The sequence below is a fragment of the Pararhodobacter sp. genome (assembly GCF_034676545.1).
Taxonomy (GTDB): Bacteria; Pseudomonadota; Alphaproteobacteria; order Rhodobacterales; family Rhodobacteraceae; genus Pararhodobacter.
Window position 1 is genome coordinate 59,071 of record NZ_JAUCBZ010000011.1, and the last position, 22,115, is coordinate 81,185.

Annotated in this window: 24 protein-coding genes and 2 pseudogenes; 13 read left to right on the forward strand and 13 right to left on the reverse strand. The window is 62.2% G+C overall.

What is annotated here, in order from left to right:
* Nucleotides 1-81: 81 nt before the first annotated feature.
* A complete protein-coding gene (locus VDQ28_RS01955; RefSeq protein ID WP_229825904.1) occupies nt 82-1,137 on the reverse strand; it encodes a Fic family protein in 1,056 nt (351 codons plus the stop codon).
* Between the two features lie 133 nt (nt 1,138-1,270).
* Nucleotides 1,271-1,471, reverse strand: a complete 201-nt coding sequence (locus VDQ28_RS01960) for a hypothetical protein (protein WP_323034374.1) — start codon at nt 1,469-1,471, stop codon at nt 1,271-1,273.
* 267 nt (nt 1,472-1,738) lie between these two features.
* On the opposite strand from VDQ28_RS01960, the gene VDQ28_RS01965 reads away from it, so the two are divergent.
* The gene (locus VDQ28_RS01965; RefSeq protein WP_323034375.1) at nt 1,739-2,101 is read left to right on the forward strand and encodes a polymer-forming cytoskeletal protein; all 363 of its coding nucleotides are present in this window, start codon (nt 1,739-1,741) and stop codon (nt 2,099-2,101) included.
* A gap of 78 nt (nt 2,102-2,179) precedes the next feature.
* Here VDQ28_RS01965 and VDQ28_RS01970 read toward each other — a convergent pair whose 3' ends face one another.
* From VDQ28_RS01970 to VDQ28_RS01985, 4 genes are all read right to left on the reverse strand, one after another.
* Complete coding sequence (locus tag VDQ28_RS01970; RefSeq protein WP_323034376.1) at nt 2,180-2,368, reverse strand: WGR domain-containing protein; 189 nt, start codon at nt 2,366-2,368, stop codon at nt 2,180-2,182.
* A gap of 156 nt (nt 2,369-2,524) precedes the next feature.
* Nucleotides 2,525-2,761 carry a hypothetical protein gene (locus VDQ28_RS01975; protein ID WP_189382953.1) on the reverse strand — a complete coding sequence of 79 codons (237 nt, stop codon included), beginning with the start codon at nt 2,759-2,761 and terminating at the stop codon, nt 2,525-2,527.
* The gene (locus tag VDQ28_RS01980) at nt 2,758-3,279 is read right to left on the reverse strand and encodes a hypothetical protein (RefSeq protein WP_323034377.1); all 522 of its coding nucleotides are present in this window, start codon (nt 3,277-3,279) and stop codon (nt 2,758-2,760) included. The genes VDQ28_RS01975 and VDQ28_RS01980 overlap by 4 nt, the downstream gene beginning before the upstream one ends.
* A gap of 191 nt (nt 3,280-3,470) precedes the next feature.
* A complete protein-coding gene (locus VDQ28_RS01985; protein ID WP_416349341.1) occupies nt 3,471-4,175 on the reverse strand; it encodes a division plane positioning ATPase MipZ in 705 nt (234 codons plus the stop codon).
* A 171-nt stretch (nt 4,176-4,346) separates the two neighbouring features.
* On the opposite strand from VDQ28_RS01985, the gene tnpA (VDQ28_RS01990) reads away from it, so the two are divergent.
* The 7 genes from tnpA (VDQ28_RS01990) to VDQ28_RS02020 all read left to right on the forward strand — a co-directional run bounded on the left by tnpA (VDQ28_RS01990) (nt 4,347) and on the right by VDQ28_RS02020 (nt 12,260).
* The gene (tnpA, locus tag VDQ28_RS01990) at nt 4,347-4,751 is read left to right on the forward strand and encodes an IS66-like element accessory protein TnpA (RefSeq protein WP_112312268.1); all 405 of its coding nucleotides are present in this window, start codon (nt 4,347-4,349) and stop codon (nt 4,749-4,751) included.
* Nucleotides 4,748-5,098 (forward strand): IS66 family insertion sequence element accessory protein TnpB, encoded by a 351-nt coding sequence (tnpB, locus tag VDQ28_RS01995; protein ID WP_112312267.1) that lies wholly within the window; start codon nt 4,748-4,750, stop codon nt 5,096-5,098. Before tnpA (VDQ28_RS01990) ends, tnpB (VDQ28_RS01995) begins: the two co-directional genes overlap by 4 nt.
* 58 nt (nt 5,099-5,156) lie before the next feature.
* The gene (tnpC, locus tag VDQ28_RS02000) at nt 5,157-6,809 is read left to right on the forward strand and encodes an IS66 family transposase (protein WP_323034378.1); all 1,653 of its coding nucleotides are present in this window, start codon (nt 5,157-5,159) and stop codon (nt 6,807-6,809) included.
* Nucleotides 6,809-7,141, forward strand: a complete 333-nt coding sequence (locus VDQ28_RS02005; protein ID WP_323034379.1) for a hypothetical protein — start codon at nt 6,809-6,811, stop codon at nt 7,139-7,141. The genes tnpC (VDQ28_RS02000) and VDQ28_RS02005 overlap by 1 nt, the downstream gene beginning before the upstream one ends.
* Before the next feature lie 646 nt (nt 7,142-7,787).
* Complete coding sequence (mobC, locus tag VDQ28_RS02010) at nt 7,788-8,186, forward strand: plasmid mobilization relaxosome protein MobC (RefSeq protein WP_323034380.1); 399 nt, start codon at nt 7,788-7,790, stop codon at nt 8,184-8,186.
* The gene (locus tag VDQ28_RS02015; RefSeq protein WP_323034381.1) at nt 8,179-10,005 is read left to right on the forward strand and encodes a relaxase/mobilization nuclease domain-containing protein; all 1,827 of its coding nucleotides are present in this window, start codon (nt 8,179-8,181) and stop codon (nt 10,003-10,005) included. Before mobC ends, VDQ28_RS02015 begins: the two co-directional genes overlap by 8 nt.
* 161 nt (nt 10,006-10,166) lie before the next feature.
* On the forward strand, nt 10,167-12,260 hold the full coding sequence (locus VDQ28_RS02020; RefSeq protein WP_323034382.1) for a UPF0149 family protein: 2,094 nt from the start codon (nt 10,167-10,169) through the stop codon (nt 12,258-12,260).
* 87 nt (nt 12,261-12,347) lie between these two features.
* Here VDQ28_RS02020 and VDQ28_RS02025 read toward each other — a convergent pair whose 3' ends face one another.
* The gene (locus VDQ28_RS02025) at nt 12,348-12,989 is read right to left on the reverse strand and encodes an RNA ligase family protein (protein ID WP_323034383.1); all 642 of its coding nucleotides are present in this window, start codon (nt 12,987-12,989) and stop codon (nt 12,348-12,350) included.
* A 190-nt stretch (nt 12,990-13,179) separates the two neighbouring features.
* Nucleotides 13,180-14,193, reverse strand: coding sequence for a hypothetical protein (locus VDQ28_RS02030; protein ID WP_323034384.1), 1,014 nt, complete (start codon nt 14,191-14,193; stop codon nt 13,180-13,182).
* 142 nt (nt 14,194-14,335) lie between these two features.
* On the opposite strand from VDQ28_RS02030, the gene VDQ28_RS02035 reads away from it, so the two are divergent.
* Both VDQ28_RS02035 and VDQ28_RS02040 read left to right on the forward strand, forming a co-directional pair.
* Nucleotides 14,336-15,355 carry a helix-turn-helix domain-containing protein gene (locus VDQ28_RS02035; RefSeq protein ID WP_323034385.1) on the forward strand — a complete coding sequence of 340 codons (1,020 nt, stop codon included), beginning with the start codon at nt 14,336-14,338 and terminating at the stop codon, nt 15,353-15,355.
* 399 nt (nt 15,356-15,754) lie between these two features.
* On the forward strand, nt 15,755-16,387 hold the full coding sequence (locus VDQ28_RS02040; protein WP_323034386.1) for an imm11 family protein: 633 nt from the start codon (nt 15,755-15,757) through the stop codon (nt 16,385-16,387).
* Nucleotides 16,388-16,427: 40 nt separating this feature from the next.
* Here the strand turns inward: VDQ28_RS02040 and VDQ28_RS02045 are convergent, their stop codons facing one another.
* The gene (locus tag VDQ28_RS02045; RefSeq protein WP_416349342.1) at nt 16,428-16,730 is read right to left on the reverse strand and encodes an integrase core domain-containing protein; all 303 of its coding nucleotides are present in this window, start codon (nt 16,728-16,730) and stop codon (nt 16,428-16,430) included.
* 154 nt (nt 16,731-16,884) lie between these two features.
* Nucleotides 16,885-17,130, reverse strand: a pseudogene (locus tag VDQ28_RS02050) (tyrosine-type recombinase/integrase); the annotation flags it as partial.
* 149 nt (nt 17,131-17,279) lie between these two features.
* Between VDQ28_RS02050 and tnpA (VDQ28_RS02055) the strand changes: the two are divergent.
* The 3 genes from tnpA (VDQ28_RS02055) to tnpC (VDQ28_RS02065) are packed head-to-tail and all read left to right on the forward strand — an operon-like array spanning nt 17,280 to nt 19,484.
* Nucleotides 17,280-17,582, forward strand: coding sequence for an IS66-like element accessory protein TnpA (gene tnpA, locus VDQ28_RS02055; protein WP_323034387.1), 303 nt, complete (start codon nt 17,280-17,282; stop codon nt 17,580-17,582).
* Nucleotides 17,579-17,926 carry an IS66 family insertion sequence element accessory protein TnpB gene (gene tnpB / locus VDQ28_RS02060; protein ID WP_323034388.1) on the forward strand — a complete coding sequence of 116 codons (348 nt, stop codon included), beginning with the start codon at nt 17,579-17,581 and terminating at the stop codon, nt 17,924-17,926. Before tnpA (VDQ28_RS02055) ends, tnpB (VDQ28_RS02060) begins: the two co-directional genes overlap by 4 nt.
* Nucleotides 17,927-17,984: 58 nt before the next feature.
* On the forward strand, nt 17,985-19,484 hold the full coding sequence (tnpC, locus tag VDQ28_RS02065) for an IS66 family transposase (protein ID WP_323034389.1): 1,500 nt from the start codon (nt 17,985-17,987) through the stop codon (nt 19,482-19,484).
* A 22-nt stretch (nt 19,485-19,506) separates the two neighbouring features.
* Here the strand turns inward: tnpC (VDQ28_RS02065) and VDQ28_RS02070 are convergent.
* From VDQ28_RS02070 to VDQ28_RS02080, 3 genes and pseudogenes are all read right to left on the reverse strand, one after another.
* Nucleotides 19,507-19,887, reverse strand: a pseudogene (locus VDQ28_RS02070) (integrase); the annotation flags it as partial.
* A gap of 177 nt (nt 19,888-20,064) precedes the next feature.
* The gene (locus VDQ28_RS02075; protein WP_323034390.1) at nt 20,065-20,370 is read right to left on the reverse strand and encodes a c-type cytochrome; all 306 of its coding nucleotides are present in this window, start codon (nt 20,368-20,370) and stop codon (nt 20,065-20,067) included.
* Nucleotides 20,371-21,109: 739 nt separating this feature from the next.
* A complete protein-coding gene (locus VDQ28_RS02080) occupies nt 21,110-22,027 on the reverse strand; it encodes an IS5 family transposase (RefSeq protein WP_174213201.1) in 918 nt (305 codons plus the stop codon).
* Nucleotides 22,028-22,115: the final 88 nt, after the last annotated feature.

Genomic DNA, 22,115 nt, shown 5'->3' on the forward strand with positions numbered 1-22,115 from the left:
GGCTGCGAACCCGGCATTTGTCTACGCGATAGCGAGCAACCGCTTTTCAACTGTCACAGAGAGCGGATTACATAATCAAAATTATCGGAGCGAATACCAAGCCCCCCTCCCGGCTCCGTTCAGGCTCAGGTGGCCATCTGCCACCAGCGCGCGGAAGTGCTGCTTCAGTGTGTTGCGATTCTGGCCGGACAGGCGCTCGGCGTCGCCGATGGTCAAGCGACCGTGGTCTCGCACGAGGTCCAAGAGTTGCGCCGAAACTTCCGGGAGGCTACCCATCAAAAGTCGTTCACGCTCAATCTTCACGCGCAGACGATGCATCTGGCGCTGCAGCGCGGACAGGAAGAAGCCGAGCCAAGGTTCCCAGTCCGGACTGTCAGACCTGATCGTTCCCTGGGTCTGTCGAAGGGCCAGATAGTAGGCCTCCTTGCTTTGCTCGATCACGCTTTCGAGGGAGGAGTACGGTACATAGGCATAGCCTGCGCGCAGAAGCAGGAGGGTGGTAAGGATCCGACTGAGACGTCCGTTGCCGTCCTGGAACGGATGGATCTCGAGGAAGACCACGACGAAGACTCCGATCAGCAGCAGCGGATGCAGTTCACGGTCCCGGGTGGCGGTGTTGTACCAGTCGATCAGTTCAACCATGCGGCCGGGGGTGTCGAAGGGGGTGGCGGTCTCGAACACGACGCCAATCTGCCGCCCTGTCTCGTCGAAAGCCGCGATCGAGTTTGGCGCGGTCTTCCAGGCTCCCCTGTGGCGCTGATCCTTGCCGCTGTGCCGCAGAAGGTCCCGGTGTAATTGGCGGATATGGTTTTCGGTCACGTCCATGTCGCGCCACGAGGCGAAGACCGCATCCATGACCTGGGCGTAGCCAGCGACCTCCTCTTCGTCTCGGGTCGAGAAGGTCTGGATGTCGAGGTTGGAGAGAAGACGCTGGACCTCCTGATCTGAGAGTCGGCTTCCTTCAATGCGGGTCGAAGAGCCGATGCTTTCGATCGTAGCGACGCGGCGCAAGGCGGACAGCCGCTCGGGGGCGAGACTTCCGAGCGCGCGCCATGCGCCCTTGAACTCGTCGATTTCGGCGATGATCGAAAGAAAGTTCGGGGTGATGCGGAGCGTATGGATTTGGATCATACCCATTTAAATACCCAATAACACCCATTTTCCGCAACCCATTTCTTGACCCAATTACACCCGATTAGCGGCGGAACCACAGGTCGCGCATGGGATCCGGACATGATGTCGGTCAACTCATACGCCGGACCCGAGCGTATCAAGCCATGTCTCCGTTGCCGGTTTCGGCAAGGCGGCCCAGATGAGCGCGCGCTTCGGTCGTAATAGACCCTCCCCTGCCGATGGGCCCCCAGGCATCAAAGGGAACGGCGAGGCGCAGCTTCATCTCGCCTTCGAACTGCTCATGCCTGAAGTTAGAAGTGAGATCAGTCAAGCTATTGCTCTCTTCGCGTTCCATCATCACCACCCTCGCTGCAAGTTCACCGGAATACCCTAGCCCTTCGTTTTCATCGTGGACAACACCAACCAACAGCCTGACGCACCCTCATGAGCGATTGGCGCAGGCTCTATTGCTCATGAGGGACGACCGGCGATGACCCTGGCCGGATGAGTTGTACAATGCGGAAGGCTGCCGCCCTTCTTCGGCGATCACAGCGTCGCGTGTTGTCCTTTCGTTTCGATTCTGGTCCTGTCGTGCGGCACGAAGTTGAGCTGAGGCGGCACCAAGATGAAGACCCCACATGGCGATCTAGACCGATGGCCGGACCCGGTAAGTCCGAACGCTCGCCGCAGCATCTTCGCGCAGGACCTTATTGTCGAAGGCGATGCCACCTCCAGTGGACCGATCGAGATCCAAGGCAATGTCGTTGGCTCACTGCGAGCGCCGGAGATCAGCGTGGCTGGTTCAGGTCGCGTTGAAGGTTCCGTCGCCACCCACGACCTCGTCGTGCTTGGGGCTGTCTCTGGTATGATCTCGTCGCGAAACGTTCAGCTCGCGCCGAGTGCGGTCGTGCAGGCCGACGTCATCCATGAGCGGATCGCCATTGAGGCCGGTGCCGTGTTGGAAGGCAGGCTTCAACGGAAGGCCTGACCGATCTCACACCGCAAGGTATGGCTGCGGCAACTGGCCGGACGGCCGATAGCCCCGCCGCATCTTCTGGCGTAGGGTTTACGATGCTGCTCTCTCCGCTTCTTCAATGGAAGCACAGGTTTCGATGCTCGTCCGGCCGTGGGTCCCGATCCGGCCCCAGGTCCGCACGAATGAGACGTCCCCGAACAGTGTCGGCGCGATGTCGACGCAGTAATAGCGGGCCATATTGGCATCGGGATCGATGCGGTGCAGATGTGCCAGAACCATGTGGGCCTCCCAACACAAATCCTCCCTGCGTCGCAGCTAGTCCAATTACTTTTCTGAATCGAAACCAGCGGATCGATTCAGAAACTTCATGGCTTGCCCCCCCCGGTTCGCGCGCATTGGCCACCAAGGGGTTGCCCACGTTGCGACCTGTCATTGTCAGGTGGTCTCCTTTCCGAGCAACTGTAGGACCTCCAAAACAATGAAGCACTTCGCGCGCCGCTTGTTCGCTGTGTACCAAACCGTCTTGCGCTCGCCGGTATGGCTGAACTCATAGGTGACGCCGAGGATCTTCTCGCGATGATCCGGGTCGACCATCCATTCCACAGGCCTGCCAACATCAAACTTGGCTGCCGACGTGTCGTCGTCGAGGGCATTCGATTTCTGATCAGTCATTTCTCTTCTCCCTCGGTTGTCGTGTGCAGCGGCGCCTTGTCCAAGGCGATGTCGAATGCCTCCTGGAACCGCGCGCGGAAGGCCGGGCCCATGACCCGCGCCAAACCAAGAACCCCAAGCGGATCGTGCCGGGCGGCCAGGTCGGCTGCAAAAGGCGGTCGCAGGGTCAAGGTCACGCTGGTCGGATGCTTGCCCCGTGCACCGCGAGGTTCACTGACTTCGGGCATGCCATCGCGTTCCCAGTCGTCAAAGGCCTCGTCACGCAGTCCCTGCGCCACGCGACGGATCAGGAACTGGACCGAGCACCGCGCCACTGAGGCCCAGGCTTCAGCGAGATGGGCTTGCCTGGCGGTGAGCGACACCGCGACATAGACGACCTGACCCCGGGCCGTTGCGGATGGGGCAGGCACCGCATGGCGCTGCGCCAAGTGCAGTGGTGTCCGCGGTTCACCCTCCTCTTTCCGGGCTTCTTCTTGGCCGCGGATGGGCAACCCGCCATCATCATCGCGTTGGGGCATGACATGTGCGGCGGCTGTCACGATTGCCGGTTGCTCGGGCTTCGATTCTGGCCGGGAGCAGACCGGCGCCGACGGCATCGCGCTCGGTCTTTCAACCTCCGCCGGGGGCGCGACCATCCCACCAAACCCAAGCTTCGCTGAAAAACCCGCATCCTGCCGGATGATCCGCATCTGATCTTTACGCGGTGCCATTATGCGACCACCGCCGGGGCCGCGATCAACTGATCGATTTCGTCGAGAAGCTCCCCGGCCTCCTTCACGGCTGTCTGCAGATGCGCCGCCAAGCCGCGATTTGGCGTCTTGTCCGCGATCGGGCCGAGGAGCCCTTCCTTGTCCATCCGGACATAGGCGCTGCGATTGGACAGCCAGGCCTCGCAGGCAGGCAGCGACCGGAAGAGTTCATCCGCCACCGCGCGCTCCGCTTCAGAGAGCCGGACCTGCACGCGACTGAACACCACGGAGAAGCCGGCAAGCTCATCCGGATTGTCGACCCGCCCGCGCAGCTTCAAATACCAGTTGGCAGTCTCGAGCGTCTCGCTGAGATCGCCGCGCGACAGCATCATCGGGCAGATGATCCGGTGGGCGGCAACGGCCAGCACATCCTGTGCCTCTGACCCGCCGCCGAAAGTGTCGATCAGGATCAGATGCTCCTGGTCTGGCTGTTCATAGATATGGTCAATCGCCTCGACGACCCGGTGGGCATCAAGTGTGTGGATCACCTCAACATGGGGTGACCAGTTTCCGGCCTCTTGCCCCGCCTGCATCCACTTGAGGCAAGACTTCGAGGCATCCGTGTCGAAGATCGTGACCGTCTCGCCGCGACTTGCTGCGGCAGAGGCAAGGGCGCGGCAGAGCGTGCTCTTGCCCGATCCGCCCTTCCTGTTCATCACCAGCACAACCCGTATTCCGTAACCCATACCACCTTCCTCACCTCGCATATCGACTATCCCATTTTTCTGAATGCGGATCGCCGAAATCTTTTATCCTAAATCACATCGCTTTATTCCGTAAGCCTGCGGTGAAGGCCGTCTGCTCTGATTGAGCAAATGGTCGTAAGGCATTGCCTTATGGCATGCGCTTCAACTGTTTCACCAATCGAGATCTTCGCCGCCGATGAGGGTGGCCGTCGTCGGCACTGGTCTGACGAGGACAAGATCCGGATCGTCGAAGAGAGCCTGCGCGGTTTCCGGCAGGGTTCGGCGACGGCGCGCCGGTATGGGATTTCCCGGTCGCTTCTTTCGATCTGGCGGCGCGAGTATCGCAGCGGGACACTTGGCGCGTCGGGGGCTGGTGGGGGCTTCGTGCCATTGGTGATTGCGGGCGCCCCGCCTACGCCAGCGGAGCAGCCATCGCGGGAAGCCGACGATGCCCGGATCGACATCACGTTGACGAACGGGCGTCGCATGACGATCTCTGTGTCGCTGGCCCCTTCGCATCTTGCGGCGTTGCTGGCCGTGCTGGACCCGCGATGATTGCCTTTCCGGCGGGGGCCCGCGTGTGGATTGCAGGCGGGGTAACGGACATGCGGTGCGGAATGAACAGTCTGGCGCTGAAGGTCCAGCAGGGGCTGGGGCGCGACCCGCATGGTGGCGAGATCTTCTGCTTCCGGGGGCGCAAGGGTGACCTGATCAAGGTGCTGTGGCACGACGGGGTCGGCATGTCGCTGTATCTGAAGCGGCTGGAGGCCGGAAAGTTCATCTGGCCGGTGAGCCAGAATGGCTCAGCCGTTCCGGTTTCGGCAGCGCAGCTCGGCTATCTTCTGGAAGGAATTGATTGGCGCAATCCGCGCTGGACACAGCGGCCAGCATCAGCGGGTTAATGGGTAAAATTCCCTTGTTTTATTGGACTATTCTTGGGTTCCGTGGTAGGTCTTCGGCATGTCGGAGACCGCATCTGAGATCGCTGTTCTGCGCGCCGCACTCGCCGCGGCAGAGGCCCGCGCGTCTGCCGCAGAAGGCGCATTGGTCGCCGCCAAGGGGGAGTTGACCCAGGTTCAGGCGATCGTCTCGGCCTCCGAAGACATGATCCGGCACCTTCGACTGCAGATCGCCAAACTCCGCCGCGAGCAATATGGCCATAGCGCCGAACGCCATGCCCGGCTGATCGAACAACTGGAGATGCAGCTCGAGGACATCGAGACCGACATTGCCGATGACCGGGCCAAAACCGAGGCAACGGGCCCGGGGGCGATGGTCGCGGCCTTCGAGCGCCGCCGCCCCGCCCGCAAGCCGTTCCCCGAGCATCTGCCCCGCGAGCGCGTGGTGGTTGAGGCGCCGACGTCCTGCACCTGCTGTGGTTCCGCGCGCATCGTGAAGATGGGCGAGGACATCACCGAGACGCTGGAGGTGATCCCCCGGCAGTGGAAGGTCATCCAGACCGTCCGTGAGAAGTTCACCTGCCGCGACTGCGAGCGGATCAGCCAGCCGCCCGCGCCGTTTCATCCGACGCCTCGGGGCTGGGCGGGGCCCAATCTGCTGGCCATGATCCTGTTCGAGAAGTTCGGCCAGCATCAGCCCCTGAACCGGCAGGCCGAGCGCTACGCGAAGGAAGGGGTTGAGATCAGCCTTTCCACCCTCGCCGACCAGGTCGGCGCCTGTGCCGTGGCGCTGCAGCCGATCCACGATCTGATCCGTGCTCATGTCCTCGGCACTGAACGATTGCATGCGGACGACACCACCGTGCCGCTTCTGGCCAAGGGAGGCACCAGGACCGCCCGCCTCTGGACCTATCTGCGCGATGACCGGCCCTTCGGGGGTGGGGCGCCTCCGGCTGCGCTCTACTACTTCTCCACCGACCGCAGGAAAGAACACCCGACCCGGCATCTGACGGGCTGGACTGGCATCCTGCAAGCTGACGCCTATGGCGGCTACAACGATCTCTATCGCCATGATCACAAGCCCGCGCCGGTGCGCAGCGCGCTGTGCTGGGCGCATGCCCGGCGCAAGTTCTTCGAACTGGCGGATATCAAAGCCACGGCCCGCAAGGGCAAGAAGGTGGCCGAGGAGATCTCGCCTGTGGCGCTGGAAGCCGTTCAACGCTTTGACGCCATCTTCGATATCGAGCGCGAGATCAACGGCCTGACCGCCGAGGCCCGTCATGACGCCCGTCAGCGGCTGGTGCGTCCGATGGTCCAGGATCTACATGACTGGCTGCGATCCGAACGCGCCCGGATGTCGAAGCACAACCCTGTCGCCAAGGCCATCAACTACATGTTCGAGGAAGACGGCCGCTGGGAAGCTTTCACCCGGTTCCTCGATGATGGCCGGATTTGCCTCACCAATAATGCGGCCGAACGAGCCCTCCGCGGCGTCGCCCTCGGCCGGAAAGCCTGGCTCTTCGCCGGATCACCGCGCGGCGGCGACCGCGCTGCCTTCATGTATTCCCTGATCGTCACAGCCCGGATGAACGACATCGACCCGCAGGCTTGGCTGGCTGACGTCCTCGCGCGGACGCCAGAAATATCCCTCTCTCGTCTGCCGGAACTGCTCCCTTGGAACTGGCGCCAAACTGATCGGAAGGTGGCCGCCTGATGGCCCGCGTCACACACACCTACACGATCGACGAGGTCGCCAAAATGATCGGCGAAAGCCCCGAGCTCATCGAGATCACCAGCGCCAATTCCGACAACATCGATTACGGCGAGATGATCTGGGTCGACAACGGCACCGAGGAAGGGATCAAAACCTTCACGGACCGCGGCATCGAATGCCTGCAGGAGCTCCTTGCAGACATTCGAACATGGGATGGCGGCATCCTCGAGTTCCTCCGATATGAGCAGTGTGATCCGGCAGTTATCGAACGCATCATGGCTGACCAAAAAAATGATGAGCCGGAAAACCTTCGCCACAGCGAAGCAACATAACTGCGGCCTACGCCGGATGCTTACTTTATTCCGAACCCGGACAGCGGATATCAGAAACCATCTCGCGCAAACCCTATTGCGCAAGGCGTATCTCTTTAATCATTGGTCTGATTACTGGATGCGTATGTCTTTTATCTGATCGCGCAATGCGTGTATCATAAGGCGTAGCCCTGATCACACGTCGCTGATGCCACAAGACGCATCCCACACTTCCTTTCTCCGAACCCGCAACACTGAACGGTTGGGTCCGTACATCAAACAAAACAGGGCGTTACCGCCACTTCTGCCCGGGAAATGCCCTCCTGCCAAGGGCTTGGATGTGCACCTTCTCCGGTTGCGCCTTGTGCATTCAGCGATCAGCGAAGTGCACTCGGTGGCAGGTGAGTTACCCAAGGTTAACACAACCTGCAAGTGGTCATATCGCGCATAGATTGTGCTTGATCAAGGGCTGAAAGAAGGGGATAGAGAAGGTGGCAGGAAATGCGATGTGTCTACAAATAATCGGTGGCGGAAGTTGGCAGAAAAATCAGAGCCGCGCAAAATACGACTTAAGTCTGGGTCCGGTGTTTCAGCCAAAGCGAATTGCGATCTGGCTGATTCTGCAGCGCAGCAACGGGCGCACCGCGGGCGGCCGCGAGTCGAGAGCTTGGGCCAGGTTGTAAGTTGCCGTCTGCCTGCCGAAGAGCTTCAAGCCTTCGATGCGCTCTGCACCCAACTCGGCGCGAAATCCCGCTCTGACGGTGTGAGGTCGGTCGTGCGGATGGCCTCGGGCTTCCTCGAGTTCAGCCGGGAAGACAGCGCGCGGCTGGAAGAGATCCGCCACGAGTTGGCGAAGATCGGTACCAACGTGAACCAGATTGCGCTGGCGGCAAACCGGGGCCGGGCGCCGATGGTGCGGGCGCAATGGGCATCGGTCGAAGAATTGCGCCGGTCGCTGCCAATGGTGGCGAAGATGTTGAGCCAGATCATCGCGGAACGCCGGCGGCAGGGCGTGGCGCTGTTCCGCAAGTTTGTCGAAATCCAGGAGGGTGCGCGCCATGGTTAAGCCCGGATCGCGTCCGATCGGGCTGGCAGAGGCTGTTCTAGGCGACCTCGACTTTCTGCGTCCCCAGTCAGGGCGCGTGAAACCCGGTCCCTCTTCTTCCTCTCGGCAGGGCTTTCGATTCTCGCCGCGCGCCAGCCAGCTGTGGCGGTTTTCGCTGGGATCGAACGCCGCGGTCATCAAGAAGATCGGCAAGGGTGGCACGGCGAACGCGAAGGAGCTGGCGGCCCAGATGGATTATCTGTTCTCGAAGTCGGCATCGATCTTTGGCAACGGGGTCGTGCTGGATGCAGATGCCAAGGGGCTGACCAAGGACGAACGAAAAGACATCATCGGCGACTGGGTCGAAGATTGGCGTGGGTCGCCCAAGAACGGGCACACCAGCCATCTGCTGCTGAGCTTTCCGTCCCATGTGCGGCCGGAGAAGGCCAAGCTGATTGCCGAGGCCTGGGCCTTCGAGATGTTCCAGTCGGGCGACCATCAGGACGATATCTGGTCCTATGTCGCGGCGCTGCACACCGACCGGGCGCATCCGCATGTCCATATTGTCGTGAACAACCGAGGCACCCTGAATGACAGCTGGTTCTTCATGGCGAGGGAACATGTGTTCAACCTCGACGTGATGAAAACGTGCATGGTGGCCATTGCGGCGGAAGAAGGGGTGTTTCTGGACGCGACCTCGCGCGCGGAACGGGGGCTTCTGACCTATGGCCCCTCGCGGGCAGAGATCGAACGGGCGCGGGAAGAAGGTAGGGCACCGGAGGAACGGCCGCGCAAGGGTAGGGCGCTGGAGGATGCACTTGCCACGATGGCACGCACGGCGGACACCATGCGCAACCTCAGTCATGTGGCGGCTCTGACCGGGCTGCCGGAGATCGCCGAGAAGATTGCCAAGGCTGAGGAAGTACTTCGGCAGGGAGGGGTACTTTCACCCTTCCCGGCCGAGGCGGCGACGCTGGAGCGTGCTGATCTGGAGCGGCATTTCAGCGGATGGATGACCGAGACCGAAGGCAGGATCCGCAAGGCGCCAATCGCGGAGCGGAAGGGCCTGCGGGATGAGCTTTATGGCTATGCCGTCGACATCGCACGTGGGCTTGGCGATGCCCGCGGCGCGCAGCTTCTGCAGATGATGCCGCAGTCGGTGATTTACGGCATGGCGCTCGAAGGCGACGCCCTGACGCGGGGGCGTGCGGAGACGACCCTGCAGCCCGGGGCGGCGGAGCGGCTGCGCGCGGAGATCGTGGCCGGCGCGAGTGCACTTGGCCTGAGCGGCGAGCGCATCGCCATCCGTCTGGAAACGGGCGCGGCGAACGCCTGGGAAGAGCGGGATTGGGTGCGCAGCGATCTTCTGCTCCTCGCCGGACGGCGACGACTGGACCTGCGCGACCCGGAGCAGGGACGGCGCATGGCCGGGGAGCTGCAGGGGTTTTATGACCGAGCGGCGGCGGCGATTGACCATACCGTTACCCATGAAACCGCGCCTGAGAACGACCGGCTTGTGCGCGCGCTGCGGTCCATGGGACGCATCATGCAGGCCGAGGGGAAGGTCGGGTTCCGCAACGATACCCATGCCGGGCGGTTCGCGGCGGAATTGCGGGCGCGATATGGGGCGGGCATCGTGACAGACCTCGCCGCAGGCCGGACAGATGCGCTGGCGCAGGATGTCGGGGATCAGGCCGAACGCCACCGGATCGCCCGCGCAGTGGTCTCAGCCGCGAAATCGCATGTGGCCTTGGGACTGACTTTGCGGCAGGCGACGGTGGCGGAGCGCGAGTTGGCCGGACAATCGGAGCGCAAGGGCGTGACGGATTGGGAGCTGTGATCAGGTCCCGGTGCGCGCCACCCCCGGTTTGCTCCGTCGGCTCTGGCCACGGTCGGCGGGCCCGCCATTCTGTCGCCAGACACGGCTGCCATCTCTTCCTGACAAGGGACAGCCACTTCGCTAGGCTGGTCGCTGAATTCGGACAGTACGGCGGGTGAGACGTGGCAAAGAGTTGGATCGATGAGGCATTGGCCGCCCTTGCGGCGGCGGGCGCCGATGGCTTCGGCGCGCGGCGCGACGTTCTGGAACGCATGAGTTTCGACCTCTTGCATCGTCCGGCCCTGGGCGGCCAGATCGTCGCGCAACTATGTGCAATCGAAACCCCTTCGCCGAATGACGAGGGCCTTGTGGATCTTCTCGGTGCCGGCCTCGACGCCGCGCGTATCGCCAGAGAAAACGGCAAGTCGCGCGGCCAGACCTTTCTCAAGACTGTCGAAGACGCGCTTGATCTTGCGCGCCGGCAGGGGCGGATGACGCCTGCTCACAACCTCATCTTCGCCCAGCTCTGGACACGCAACGGCCTGACCGCCCCGGCTTCTCTGGAGTTGCAGCGCGAGGGCGTCATTTCGGAAACGGGGCGACGTACGGCCAATCCCGCCCAAGGCGAAGCCCTGCTTGAAGGGCTCTTCACCGAACTGATCCAGCAGGCGGAGGGCGAACCACTTGCATTGCACCATGCCCTGACCGAAAGCTTCCCGGCCATGCCCCCGGAGATGCGCGATCAGGTGGTTGCCTATTCGGTGGGTCGAAGCGATGCGCTCCATGCCGATCTGGCCTGTTTCTGGCTGCTTGACCCGGCTCCGCATATCCGCCTTGCCGCAGCGCAAGGCCTGGCGGATCGTCTTGTACGCGGCGACCTTCCGGGGCGCATACTGGCGACATTGGTTGTTCTGCGCAGCTGGATGCCCGAGGATGCGGCACGGGGCAGGGTCGATCTGGTTCTCAAAGAGGCCATGCGCAAAGGCGTTATTGCCGACCCGGACGTGACCCCATGGAAGATCCATGGCATCCGCATGACCCTGCCGGATGGGGGTGGGGCGCAGAGCATCGGTGTCGCGCTGCAAGCAGGATCGCAACGCAAGATGGCGATGCTTCTTCTCAAGCAGGGGCAAGGCGTAAAGGACGCCTATACCATTCCCTGTACTACCGCCCGGGAGCAGAAGTCGATCATCGAGCGCATGTCGGAAGATGTCGGCGCATTGACCGGGACGGCCGACTGTTTGCGCCGGGCCGTGTCTCTCGCGCTCGCCGATGGCCTCGCCCATGGTCTGCCGCCGGTTCCGGGGTTGATTGAGGTGGCGCGCCTCTGCGGCCTCAACGGGCTGCGCCCGGAGGCCAGATCGACGCCGGATCTTATTGCCGGCACGGGATCGTTCGCGGCAGTCAAGGAGCTGCCTTCACGTCAGCAGGGTGCCCTGATCATGGCCAGCGAAGACTGGTGGGATCGGCACGAGATCATCGAGAGCTGGTTCGAGGACAGCGATGAAGCCCATGCGGCCCTCGACAAGGCGCGCAGTGCCCGCTCGGCGGAGGCCGCGCTCTGGAAATGGCTCGAGACCCGGCGCGACTGGTGGGCCCGTATCATGGCCCGCAGCGCCGATGTGCTGGAGACAAGCCTTCATCCAGATGCGACCGGTTTTGTTGCTTGCGCCACCGCGCTTCTTGATGGTCGGGAGTTGAAGAGGATCCCGGTCATGCTCGATATACACGAACAGACGATCGAGGCCTGGGTGCGGGATGATCCGGACTTCGATCCGGAGGCCTCGCTCGAGGAACTGGCCGAAGCGGCCCCCGAGCCCGAGAAGAAGGGTGAAGTTGCCGCGCTGTTGCGCGGAACGGGCCTTTCGTCTGACTGGCTTGACGGTTACCTGACCGGGATCGTCATCGCGCCGAAAATCATCATGCCGAACCAGTGGCTGCCCCGGATTCTGGACGCCGTCCTGCCCCGGATCGACCCGTCCCGCTTCCAGCGGTTCATGGACCTTCTGATGATGCGTGCCCAGGCGGTTGCCGAAATAGCGTCCGAGCCCGCCGAGTTCGCGGCCTCGATTTCCAGTCGATCGAAGAAGGCGCAGGGCGATTGGGCATCCGGGTTTTCTGAGGCCCTGGACAGGTTCCAGTCGGCATGGCCGAAGAAGGGCATGACCAAGGAGGACCGCAGATTGATTGAAATTGGAGCGACTGGCCTGGCCGGTGCCGATCTGCCTGAACTCGCGGCTTTGATCGCGGAACGGCAGGAGAAAAACTCAGGGTGAAGATAGGGCGAGAGGCGTCGCGAAGGGCGGGAAGCGGAAGTTCGCCGCGCCCAAGACGAACGGCAGCAGTGCGGGACGGGGCCGCCGTCAATCTTCAGAAAGGCGATTGGGGATCAGCTCGGCCTTCATCCAGTGGGTTTTTGACTGAACATGCCCCTCCCTGACGTATTTTCCCATTTTTATTGGCATTTCAGCTTCTGCAAACGAAGCCGCGGTCCTTGCAACGAAACCTTCCTGTGTTGTCAGATCAATTGTCTGCATCAAGTGATCGAACAGGGTGGCGTGGTATGGACCGCGGTAAAGCGTCGGGACCGGCAGGATACCCAGCTCCTCGAACCGAGCGAGTGTCAGATCCCATGATTGAACTTCGTCCCCAACAATCCAGGAAAATCCAAGAAAGTATGAGGGAAGAGCGCTATAATAGACCGAATGATGCGCATAGAGGTTTTCACCGACAATGCGTTCGCCGTCTGCCAGAAAGGGTGAAATCCCAGCAGCGAAGGCTTTGAGCCAGTCTCGGGAAGGATGGTAACGGCTGTCCGGGCTGCGCGCGTGGGAACCGTTGGCATGAATGGTTGTATTCTCGCCATCCATCTTTTCGGTGACGACGAGGTCGTCCACCATCAGCCCATCCAACGATGACATGATCTTGTCATCGCTGGTGGCACCGGGGGAGAAAGGTAGGTGAAACGTGCGACCATATTTCTTCATTTGGGTGAGATAACACATAAAGTTCCGGGGGAGCTATGGGCTCCGAGCCGCAGGCTGCGGCACGGAATCAGGTCACTTGGCTTGCTTATTCTTCCCGCTGGCCGGGGCAGGTGAGCGCGGCCCGTGTCTGCCGGTCGCCTTGCGCCAAACATCCGGCGAGAATGGCAGCTATGCGGGGGAAACCCGCCGACATCGCTGTTGAGTTCACTTACAGGCCAAGACCCTCGGCGATGGTATCCACGATCGCTGCATGAACCGCTTCCCGATCCGTGCCCGAGGGGTCGGTGCAGACCGGGTCATCCTGCTCGGCCTCAAGGATCGCCGCGCCTTTAGGCTGGCAGAGCGGCATCGCGGTGAAGTGGAAGGCCGGGGCAAGCTGCATGACCTTGGCATCAGGGATCAGGGCGGCAAAACCGCTTTCGGTGAAGTTCGTGGCAGACATTTGCGTTTGGTGGTCGCCCAAGCCGATCAGCACAGCGTCCGGCACAAGGCCCACCACATCCGCCGCCTTAAGGCCCCAGATGAAACCGGGGTCGATGGCCACCACCGAGGTCACACGCGGATCGGCGTAGCTTGCGTTCCACAAGCCTTGGTCCTGCCGTTGCAATCCGACCTTGTCTGACAAGAACACGTCGCAAGCTTCCATCGTCTCGATCTGCGCAGTACAGGCCGCGACGATCCCGTCAAGATTGCCGGTCACGCCCCCCAGCGACAGCGCCGTCCAGCCGCCAAAGGAGAACCCCGCCGCCATCACCCGCGTCAGGTCAAGATGCGGGCCAAGGTCGGGGTCCTCCGTCAACACGTCCAGCGCCCGCGACAGGTCGGCCGCGCGGGTCCAGTGCCGCACGCCGCGCGCCATGTCATGATCGCCCCAGGTCGAGCCCAGATGGTTCACCATCACCACGATGGCGCCCCGCCCGGCCAGCGCCGAGGCGAGCCAGGCCTGCGCCCGGTCGGTGCCGCCCATCCCGTGACTGAACAGCACTACAGGGTGCAGGCCCGCGGCCGGTTCTGCATCGGTGAAGGCCTCAACCCCGCGAAAGACGGGGTTCTCGGCATAGACGGCTTCTGTGCCGCCCGTCGCGCGGGGATACCAGATCGCCACACGGGTTTCGGCGTCATGATGGGGCATGTGCATCTGGGCGATCTTAAGGCCCGCACCTTCGGCAAGGGCGCCGCTGGCGAGGGTGGCAAGGGCAAGGGCAAGGGCGGTGGTTTTCATCGGGGTCTCTCCGATCCGGGGTTTCAGGTGAGCCTTGCCTCGCCCGAATCCGCCGCGGCCTGCGTCCTGAATCCGGAAAAAGGTCGCCATGATCCGGATTTCGGACTAGGCGTGAGCTGTTCCCAACCGCCGTGACCCATAGATGCCCACCCTTCCCATCCCCGTTTTTGTTTCCTTTCTGCTGGCCTTCGCCTGCCTGCGCCTCTGTGTGGAACAGCGGCGGCTGAGCGTCCTCGGGCTGCTTCTGGCGCTCTGCGCGGCGCAGTCCTTCATCATCGCGCTGGCGCAACACTACATGGTGCCGGGCCTGCGGTGGGTGCAGCCCGTCAGCGCCGCCCTTGTTCCGCCGGTGGCCTGGCTGGCCTATGTCGCCACCGCCCTGCGGCCAGCGGCGCGGGGCGATCTGCTGCATGGTCTGGTTCCGCTGGCGGCCCTGGCAGCGCTGCTGGTGGCGCCCGCCTTCCTTGACGTGCTGCTGCCCGCGGCCTTCGTCGGCTACGGCATCGCGATCCTGATGCAGGCCCTGCGCGGTGCCGACGCGCAGCCCCAGGCCCTGCTGGCGCATGGCAACCTGCCTGCGCGCATATGGCTGGTGATCGGCGCGGCCCTGGTCGCATCGGCATTGAGCGATGTGCTGATCGTGCTCGCGCAGGCCACTGGGCGGGCCGAAACGCGCGGCTGGATCATCACAGTCTTTTCGGTCGGCAACCTGCTGCTGATCGGCCTGTTCGCGCTGTCCCCATATCTGCGGGCAGAACCTCCGGAAGCAGAAGAGGCTGAAGAGGAAACCCCCGAGCCGGATATCGAGCTATGGCAGCGGCTGCAGGCCTTCAATGCGCGGGAAAGGCCATACCTCGACCCGAACCTGACGCTCGCGCAACTTGCCCGGAGACTGCGTGTTCCGGCCAAGGCGCTGTCGGCCACGATAAACCGTTCAACCGGCGAGAACGTCTCGCGCTTTGTAAACGCCGAACGTATCCGTCATGCCCAATCCCTCCTCCTGCGCGGCGAGACAGTGACCGAGGCGATGCTGGCCTCGGGGTTTAACACCAAGTCGAACTTCAACCGCGAGTTCCTGCGCGTCGCCGGTGCCAGTCCAAGCGATTGGCTAAAGGCCAGTCGCACGACTGCAGAGGTGAACACTTCGCAGCCCCTGTCATGACATTGGATAGAACAGGCGCGTTGAAGCTGTGACCGCACCCGGGTGGCATTGATGTGCCAAGGTGGGTCTGTGAGGATCCACAAAGGAGGAGGTCACATCATCAACGCCAAGTGATAGGTTTCTTTTCGAGATAATCCTTGTCTCCTGAATTTGGAATTTCACAATGAACCTCGAAGCAGTCTCGCTCAAAGGACACAAAGACCATTTTGCCCAATTGGCGGCAGACTTGCTGCCAACTGATCCGCAGTGACAAGTGACAGAAAATCCCGCTTGATTTTCGCAAAGCGGTCGATCACAGATGTGCGAGGGGACAGCCTAGAGGTGAGCGGCCCCTGCCTGAAACCCGTCTGACTGGGGCGGCCATGCGGAGAAGACGGGTTAGGGAGCGCTGGTGGCTTAATGACGATTTACAATCTGCATAGCAGCGTCGTGGGCGCCCATCACAGCGGTGCGCATATATTGCCGCCTGATGGCAAGAATGAATGGGACGAAGACGCCGAGATCTTCGAATTTGACGTCAGTCTGAACGGCGCCCGCGCGTTGAACGAGGCGGAAATTGGACTGTTGCAGCGCTGCCGTGTCGAATTGATGCAAAAGCCAGAAAAGCCGCTTCATTGTGCCGGGATACAGGGCAGCTTGATGGTGGTCAGTGTTGAATTGGCTGACCTGATCGAGCAGCTTTGCCCCGCGCAACATCAGATCATACCCCTGTCAAATGTGTGGTTCAAACGCGCAAAAGAGCCGTCCCCCGGCCGGTATGCCGCGGTTCTGGTCATGGCCTACACGCGCACTGTCGATCTGGAGCGATCGAATATCCATCGGTCCTACCTGCCGCATCTCGACAAGACGGCCGTTGTGTTCACCAGTTCGACACTCAACAGCCGTGTTGTCTTTGCTGCGGCAGAGATGGGCAAGACCCTTTGGGCAGATGACGTGACAGGCGCGCTGTTTTGCTCTGATCGGTTCAAAGAGGCTGTCGAGGCTATGCCGGGCCTGTCGGGCTATCATTTCGGTCCCTGCACCGAAGTGTGACATCAATCATATCGGTAGACGTTGACGTTGCCCCCAACTTTTATCCAGTGTGAACGAGACTCCGGGTTTGAGTTTTGCCTGTTTGGGCGGGTTGGGCAACGGGGGCTGGCGCGGAGTTTTGCGGGTTGCGCAGCGTGAGTCCCCGTTGCCGGGCGAAGGTTTGTGCAAACTCGGCTTGGGTCGGCCAGCCAAGGCGGGAGTGGGGGCGTTCGGTGTTATAGTCTTTGCGCGAGGCTGCCAGCGTGGCGCGGGCATGGTGCAGAGACGGGAACAGGGTCTCTTTCAACAGCTCATCGCGCAAATGACGGTTTTTGTCCTGAACCGAACGCGGCCTTAGTATCAAGATCTGGAACGTCCGAGATGCGTTCCTTCATCCTCCAAGAGTTCTGCGAGGCGCACGAATGGCAGCAATGGGGAAGCTGCGCCAAAGAGCGGAGACTGTACGTGAACGTCTGCTAAGGGCCGACCGGCGCATGGCACGCCGGTCGGCGGAGTTGTTACAGATCGATCCCTTCTGACAACGACAGCGCATCGTCCAGGTCAACCCCAAGATACCGAACGGTGCTGTCCATCTTGGTATGCCCGAGCAAAAGTTGAACAGCGCGAAGGTTGCCTGTCTTCTTGTAAATCTGGGCAACCTTGGTCCGTCGCATCGAATGGGTGCCATAGGCGCTCGGTTCCAGCCCAATCGACAGAACCCAGTCGCGCATGATCCGCGCATATTGTCGTGTCGACAGGTGCGGGCTCGCATGAACGTAACCGTCCGGTCTGACCGCTCTGCCGCGGCGCGATGGTGCCGGTTAGTGTCCACCAAGGATAGTGGACACTATGGTGCTTGATGGCGCGGCGAACGAGGCGGCTTTGGACGGATGAGGAGAAGCGTTCGATCTGCTTGCAGACGACGGCGCCCGGCGTCTCCGTGGCTCAGGTGGCGCTTCGCTACACGGTGAATGCGAACCTGATCTTCAAGTGGCTGCGCGATCCCAAGTATCGGCCCGCACCCCGGTCTGGGGCAGAGGATCCCGGTTTGCGCTTTCTGCCGGTGGAGATCGTCGCAGAGGCGAAGGGGCCGATTGCGATGCCCGCCGCATTGAACCACATCGAGATCGAGGTGGCGGGCGGTCACCGGATGCGGATCAGCGGCAGCTATGATCCTGAGGCGCTGGCGCGGCTTATCCGGGGCCTGACAGCGTGATCCCGGTCCCGGCCAACACGCGGGTCTGGCTGGCGGCCGGAGTGACCGACATGCGCAAGGGCTTTGCGGCACTGGCCGCGCAGGCCGAGGCGGTGCTGAAGCAGGATCCGTTTGCCGGGCATCTCTTCGTCTTCCGTGGCCGTCGGGGCGATCTGGTGAAGGTCATCTGGTGGGATGGCCAAGGGGCCTGCATGTTCATGAAGCGGCTGGAGAAGGGCCGCTTCGTCTGGCCCTCGGCCAAGGAGGGCAAGGTGGCTTTGTCGCCTGCGCAACTGTCGATGCTCTTGGAAGGCATCGATTGGCGGGCCCCGGAACGGACGTGGCGGCCTCTGGCTGCGGGATAATCGCCTGCCCCGCGCGAGAAGGATTCCCACAAGGAATACAGTGGGATAAACTCCTTACATGCTCGATCAGACCCTGAATTTGCCGGAAGACCCCGAGGAGCTGCGCAGCTTCACAACGCGGCTCTTGGCCGAGGTCAAGGCGCAAGCGATCCTGATCGAGAAGCTGCGCCATCAGCTCGCGGGACACCGGGCGCATCGGTTCGGGGCCTCCTCCGAGACAGCGGAGCAGCTTCAGTTGGCGCTGGAGACGAGTGAGATTGCCGCCGCTGCGATGACCGCACGAATGAAGCTGCCAGACGTCGAAGAGAAGGACAAACCGAAGCGCCGTCCGATCCCCGACCGCATCCCGCGGATGGAGGTGGAACTCAGCCCAGGCGCAGATGCCTGTGCCGATTGCGGCGGGCGCCTGCGCCGGATCGGCGAAGACGTGACGGAAGAGCTGGAATACGTTCCGGGCCGCTTCATTGTGAACCGCATTGTCCGCCCTCGACTAACCTGTGCCTGCTGCGAGAAGTTTGTTCAGTCTCCGCTGCCATCGCGGCCCATCGAGCGCGGTCGTCCCGGGCCGGGTCTGCTGGCCCATGTGCTGGTCAGCAAGTATGCGGACCACCTGCCGCTTTACCGCCAGAGCCAGATCTTCGACCGCGAAGGGCTGGACCTCGACCGGTCCACCCTGGCCGATTGGGTTGGCAAGACCACCGCCCTGCTTGAACCCGTCGCAGACGCCATCGGCCGCCATGTCCTGTCGGCCGAGGCGATCTTTGCCGATGACACGCCCATCAGCATGCTCGCGCCCGGCACCGGCAAGACCCAGACCGCCCGGCTGTGGACCTATGCTCGTGACGAACGCCCCTGGGGTGGAACGGCACCGCCCGCGGCCTGGTATCGCTTCTCCGGCGACCGCAAAGGCCAGCACCCCAAAGACCACCTCGCCCGATACCGCGGCTGGATGCATGCCGATGGCTATGCTGGCTTCGAGGACCTCTACCGTTCCGGGGCCATCCGCGAGGTCGCCTGCATGGCCCATGTCCGGCGCAAGTTCGTCGACATCCACCGGTCGCAGGGCTCCCCCATCGCCGAAGACGCCATCGGCCGGATAGCCCAACTCTACGCCGTGGAAAAGGAAGCCAGAGGTTCGCCACCGGATGTCCGCGTCGAACTTCGAAAGGCACATGCGGCCCCGGTGTTCGACGATCTCGAGGGCTGGCTGGCCCTGCAACTCACCACGATCTCGGGAAAATCCCCGCTCGCCGCCGCCATCCGCTATGCCCTGACCCGCATGGAACGCATGCGTCCCTACCTCGACCACGGCATCCTTGAGCTCGACAACAACGCAGCCGAACGCGGCATGCGCACCATCGCCCTCGGCCGCAAGAATTACCTCTTCGTCGGATCGGAAGCGGGCGGCAAGGCCGCTGCCATCGCCTACACGCTGATCGAAACGGCCAAACTCAACGCCATCGATCCCCACGCCTGGCTCGCCGACACCCTCGCCCGCATCCCGGAATACAAGATCACGAAGGTCGATGACCTGCTGCCTTGGCGCTGGAACGGATAGCGGTCAGACCGGACGGTTACGCATGAACTCGGCTGGGCCAAAGATATTCGCAACCGATCATTTCTGGATCACGGATCCAACGCTCCACCGACAGTCGCGTGGTTTCGGTGATCTCAAAGCGCACGGGCTTGCGCGTCTTGCTTTGCGTGACTGAAGCACGTTCCTTAACGCGGCCTGCGGCGTAAACATCGTTCACTTTCAGGCAGACCAGATCGCAACCCCGGAGCTTGCAATCGATAGCCATGTTGAACAGCGCGAGATCGCGCTTGTTGTCCGCCATTTCCAGCCGCACACGGATCGACCAGACATGTTTGGGCAACAGCGGGCGTTTCTGGCCGACGATGCGGCCCTTGTTCCAAGGCGCGCGTGTGGGACGAAGGGCGGGAAGTGTTTCGATGGACATAGCTTCTCTCCTGTCCACCATGCCCGCCACGTCTTCGGCTTTGCCGACAAGGCAATATAACATCGACCACCGCTTATATACTGATAAATCGTATCGGGCGGAAAGCAGCCCTTGGCTTGTGAAGAAACGACGTCCGCTTTCCGGGTCGAGTCAGAACTGCGGTTCAGTTCCCTCTTCTCACCGGACCTGTATGGAATCGAGATAGGCGATCAGTGCCAGGACCTCGTCATGCTCCAGCACGAACTCCGGCATTTCGTGACTGACCATGATCCCTTCTGCCAGTGCCTCTTCCAGGCTCTCGATCGGATAGAGCCTGCCAAGGAAGCGGAACGGTATTGCCCGAGGATTGGGGCTGTGATCCTCGGCGGTGACGCCGTGGCAGCGGGCGCAGTTCTCCTGCACCAGGTCAGAGCCATCGCCTATCGGGTCGGCACTGACCGGGGCCGCAAGGACAACCAGCGCTGCGGCGAGGTATCGCATCATCTCTGCGCCTCCCGTGCGTTCAGAAGGAACTGGTAGCGGGTTATGTCTCGAAAACTGAGGCAACAGCACAATCGGACCCAAACCGAGATAGACGGATGACGCATGAAGTTTGGGCGCTTCTGCGCTGTTGTCGGTGCAGATCTGCGCGCTCGTCAACCGCTTGGCCCTGCGTATTACCGCGTCACCCATCATTTCCGATGCTCCTGCAACCCGAGTTCTGCCCGGATCCAGCCGAAGGCGTAGTCGCCCATCGGATCGTCACCATGCCGCCTGACGCGGGGATTTGCCCCCCAAGGCAGGGATCGCCGCGATCGCTGTGGAAGATGCAGCCCCGAAGCGGGGACCGCGGGGCGATGGACATTTTCAGTGCCCGGATCGCCAGATCGCGTTTCATGCGGTTGCTGACGGCCCAGCATGATTACGTGCCGCGAAAGCCCACTCGTCAACGCGATCCGCACCGCATCCCTGCAAAATTCATCCGTCCTGCCTGTGTCCATGGTTCATCTCCTTTGCTGCACATTACGTGATCAAAGCAGCGGCACCAATCCGCAACAGGTCCAGGCACATCGCAGGAAGGTGACGCGCTCCGCACGTTGAGGAACGTCTGATCAACGGCTTTGGCTGCGCCAAGATGGCCGCGTGACTCGTTGTGCCACCCGAATACCTGCGTCCGTAGACTGTTTTCGTGCATTTCGAGCCGCCTGAGCGGCCCTTTCGTGGGTTTCAGGCAGGCTCGTCCTCATGCCATCAGCCTCCGTCGCACCAGGAACAGGTTGCCGAGGGCGAAGAGTGTGAACAGCTGGGCGCGGTTCTTGGCGAGGCCGCGGTAACGGGTCTTCACGTGGCCGAACTGACGCTTGATGATGCGGAAAGGATGCTCGACCTTCGCGCGCACCATGGCGATGATCCGGTTGATCCGTTCGTCGACCGGGTGCAGCGAGCCACCCTTCGGGGCCTTGCGCATGACGCCCCAGACCTTGCCCGGCCCCGCGAATGCGGCCTCCCGGTCGGCGCTGACATAGCCCTTGTCGGCCCAGACCGAGGTTTCTTCGCCGTGCAGCAGTTCGTCCCAGACCTGGCTGTCGTGCAACTTGGCGGTCGAGGTTTCCAGACTGTGGGTCACGCCGCTGTCCGCATCCACGCCGACATGTGCTTTCATGCCGAAATACCAGTCGTTGCCCTTCTTCGTGGACGACATCTCGGGGTCGCGGGCCTTGGCCTTGTTCTTGGTCGATGACGGCGCGTCGATGATCGTCGCGTCCACCAGCGTGCCCGAGCGCAGCGTGATACCCTTGTCGGCCAGATGGGCGTTGACGTCGGCAAAGATTGCCTCGGTCAGCCCGTGCCGTTCCAGCAGGTGCCGGAAATTCAGGATCGTGGTCTCGTCGGGAATGCGGTCGTCACCCAGTTCGATCCCGGAGAACCGACGCATCGCCTCACTGTCGTATAGGATTTCCTCGGCCATCGGGTCGCTCAGCGCATACCAGTGCTGAAGAAAGTAGACCCGCAGCATCGTTTCCAGCGGCATCGGCGGGCGCCCGCCCTTAGGTCCGACCTTGGGGTAATGCGGCGCGATGAGCGCCAGCAGCCGCCCCCACGGAACAACCGCCTCCATCTCCGTCAGGAACTGCTCGCGCCGCGTTACCTTCTTCTTCATCGCGTCTCGAAGACCGGGAAAGGCAGGCTATTTCGGCATCGGCGGGGCTCCTCGTCGCGCCCCGCAAATCCTATCAGATCACGCCAAA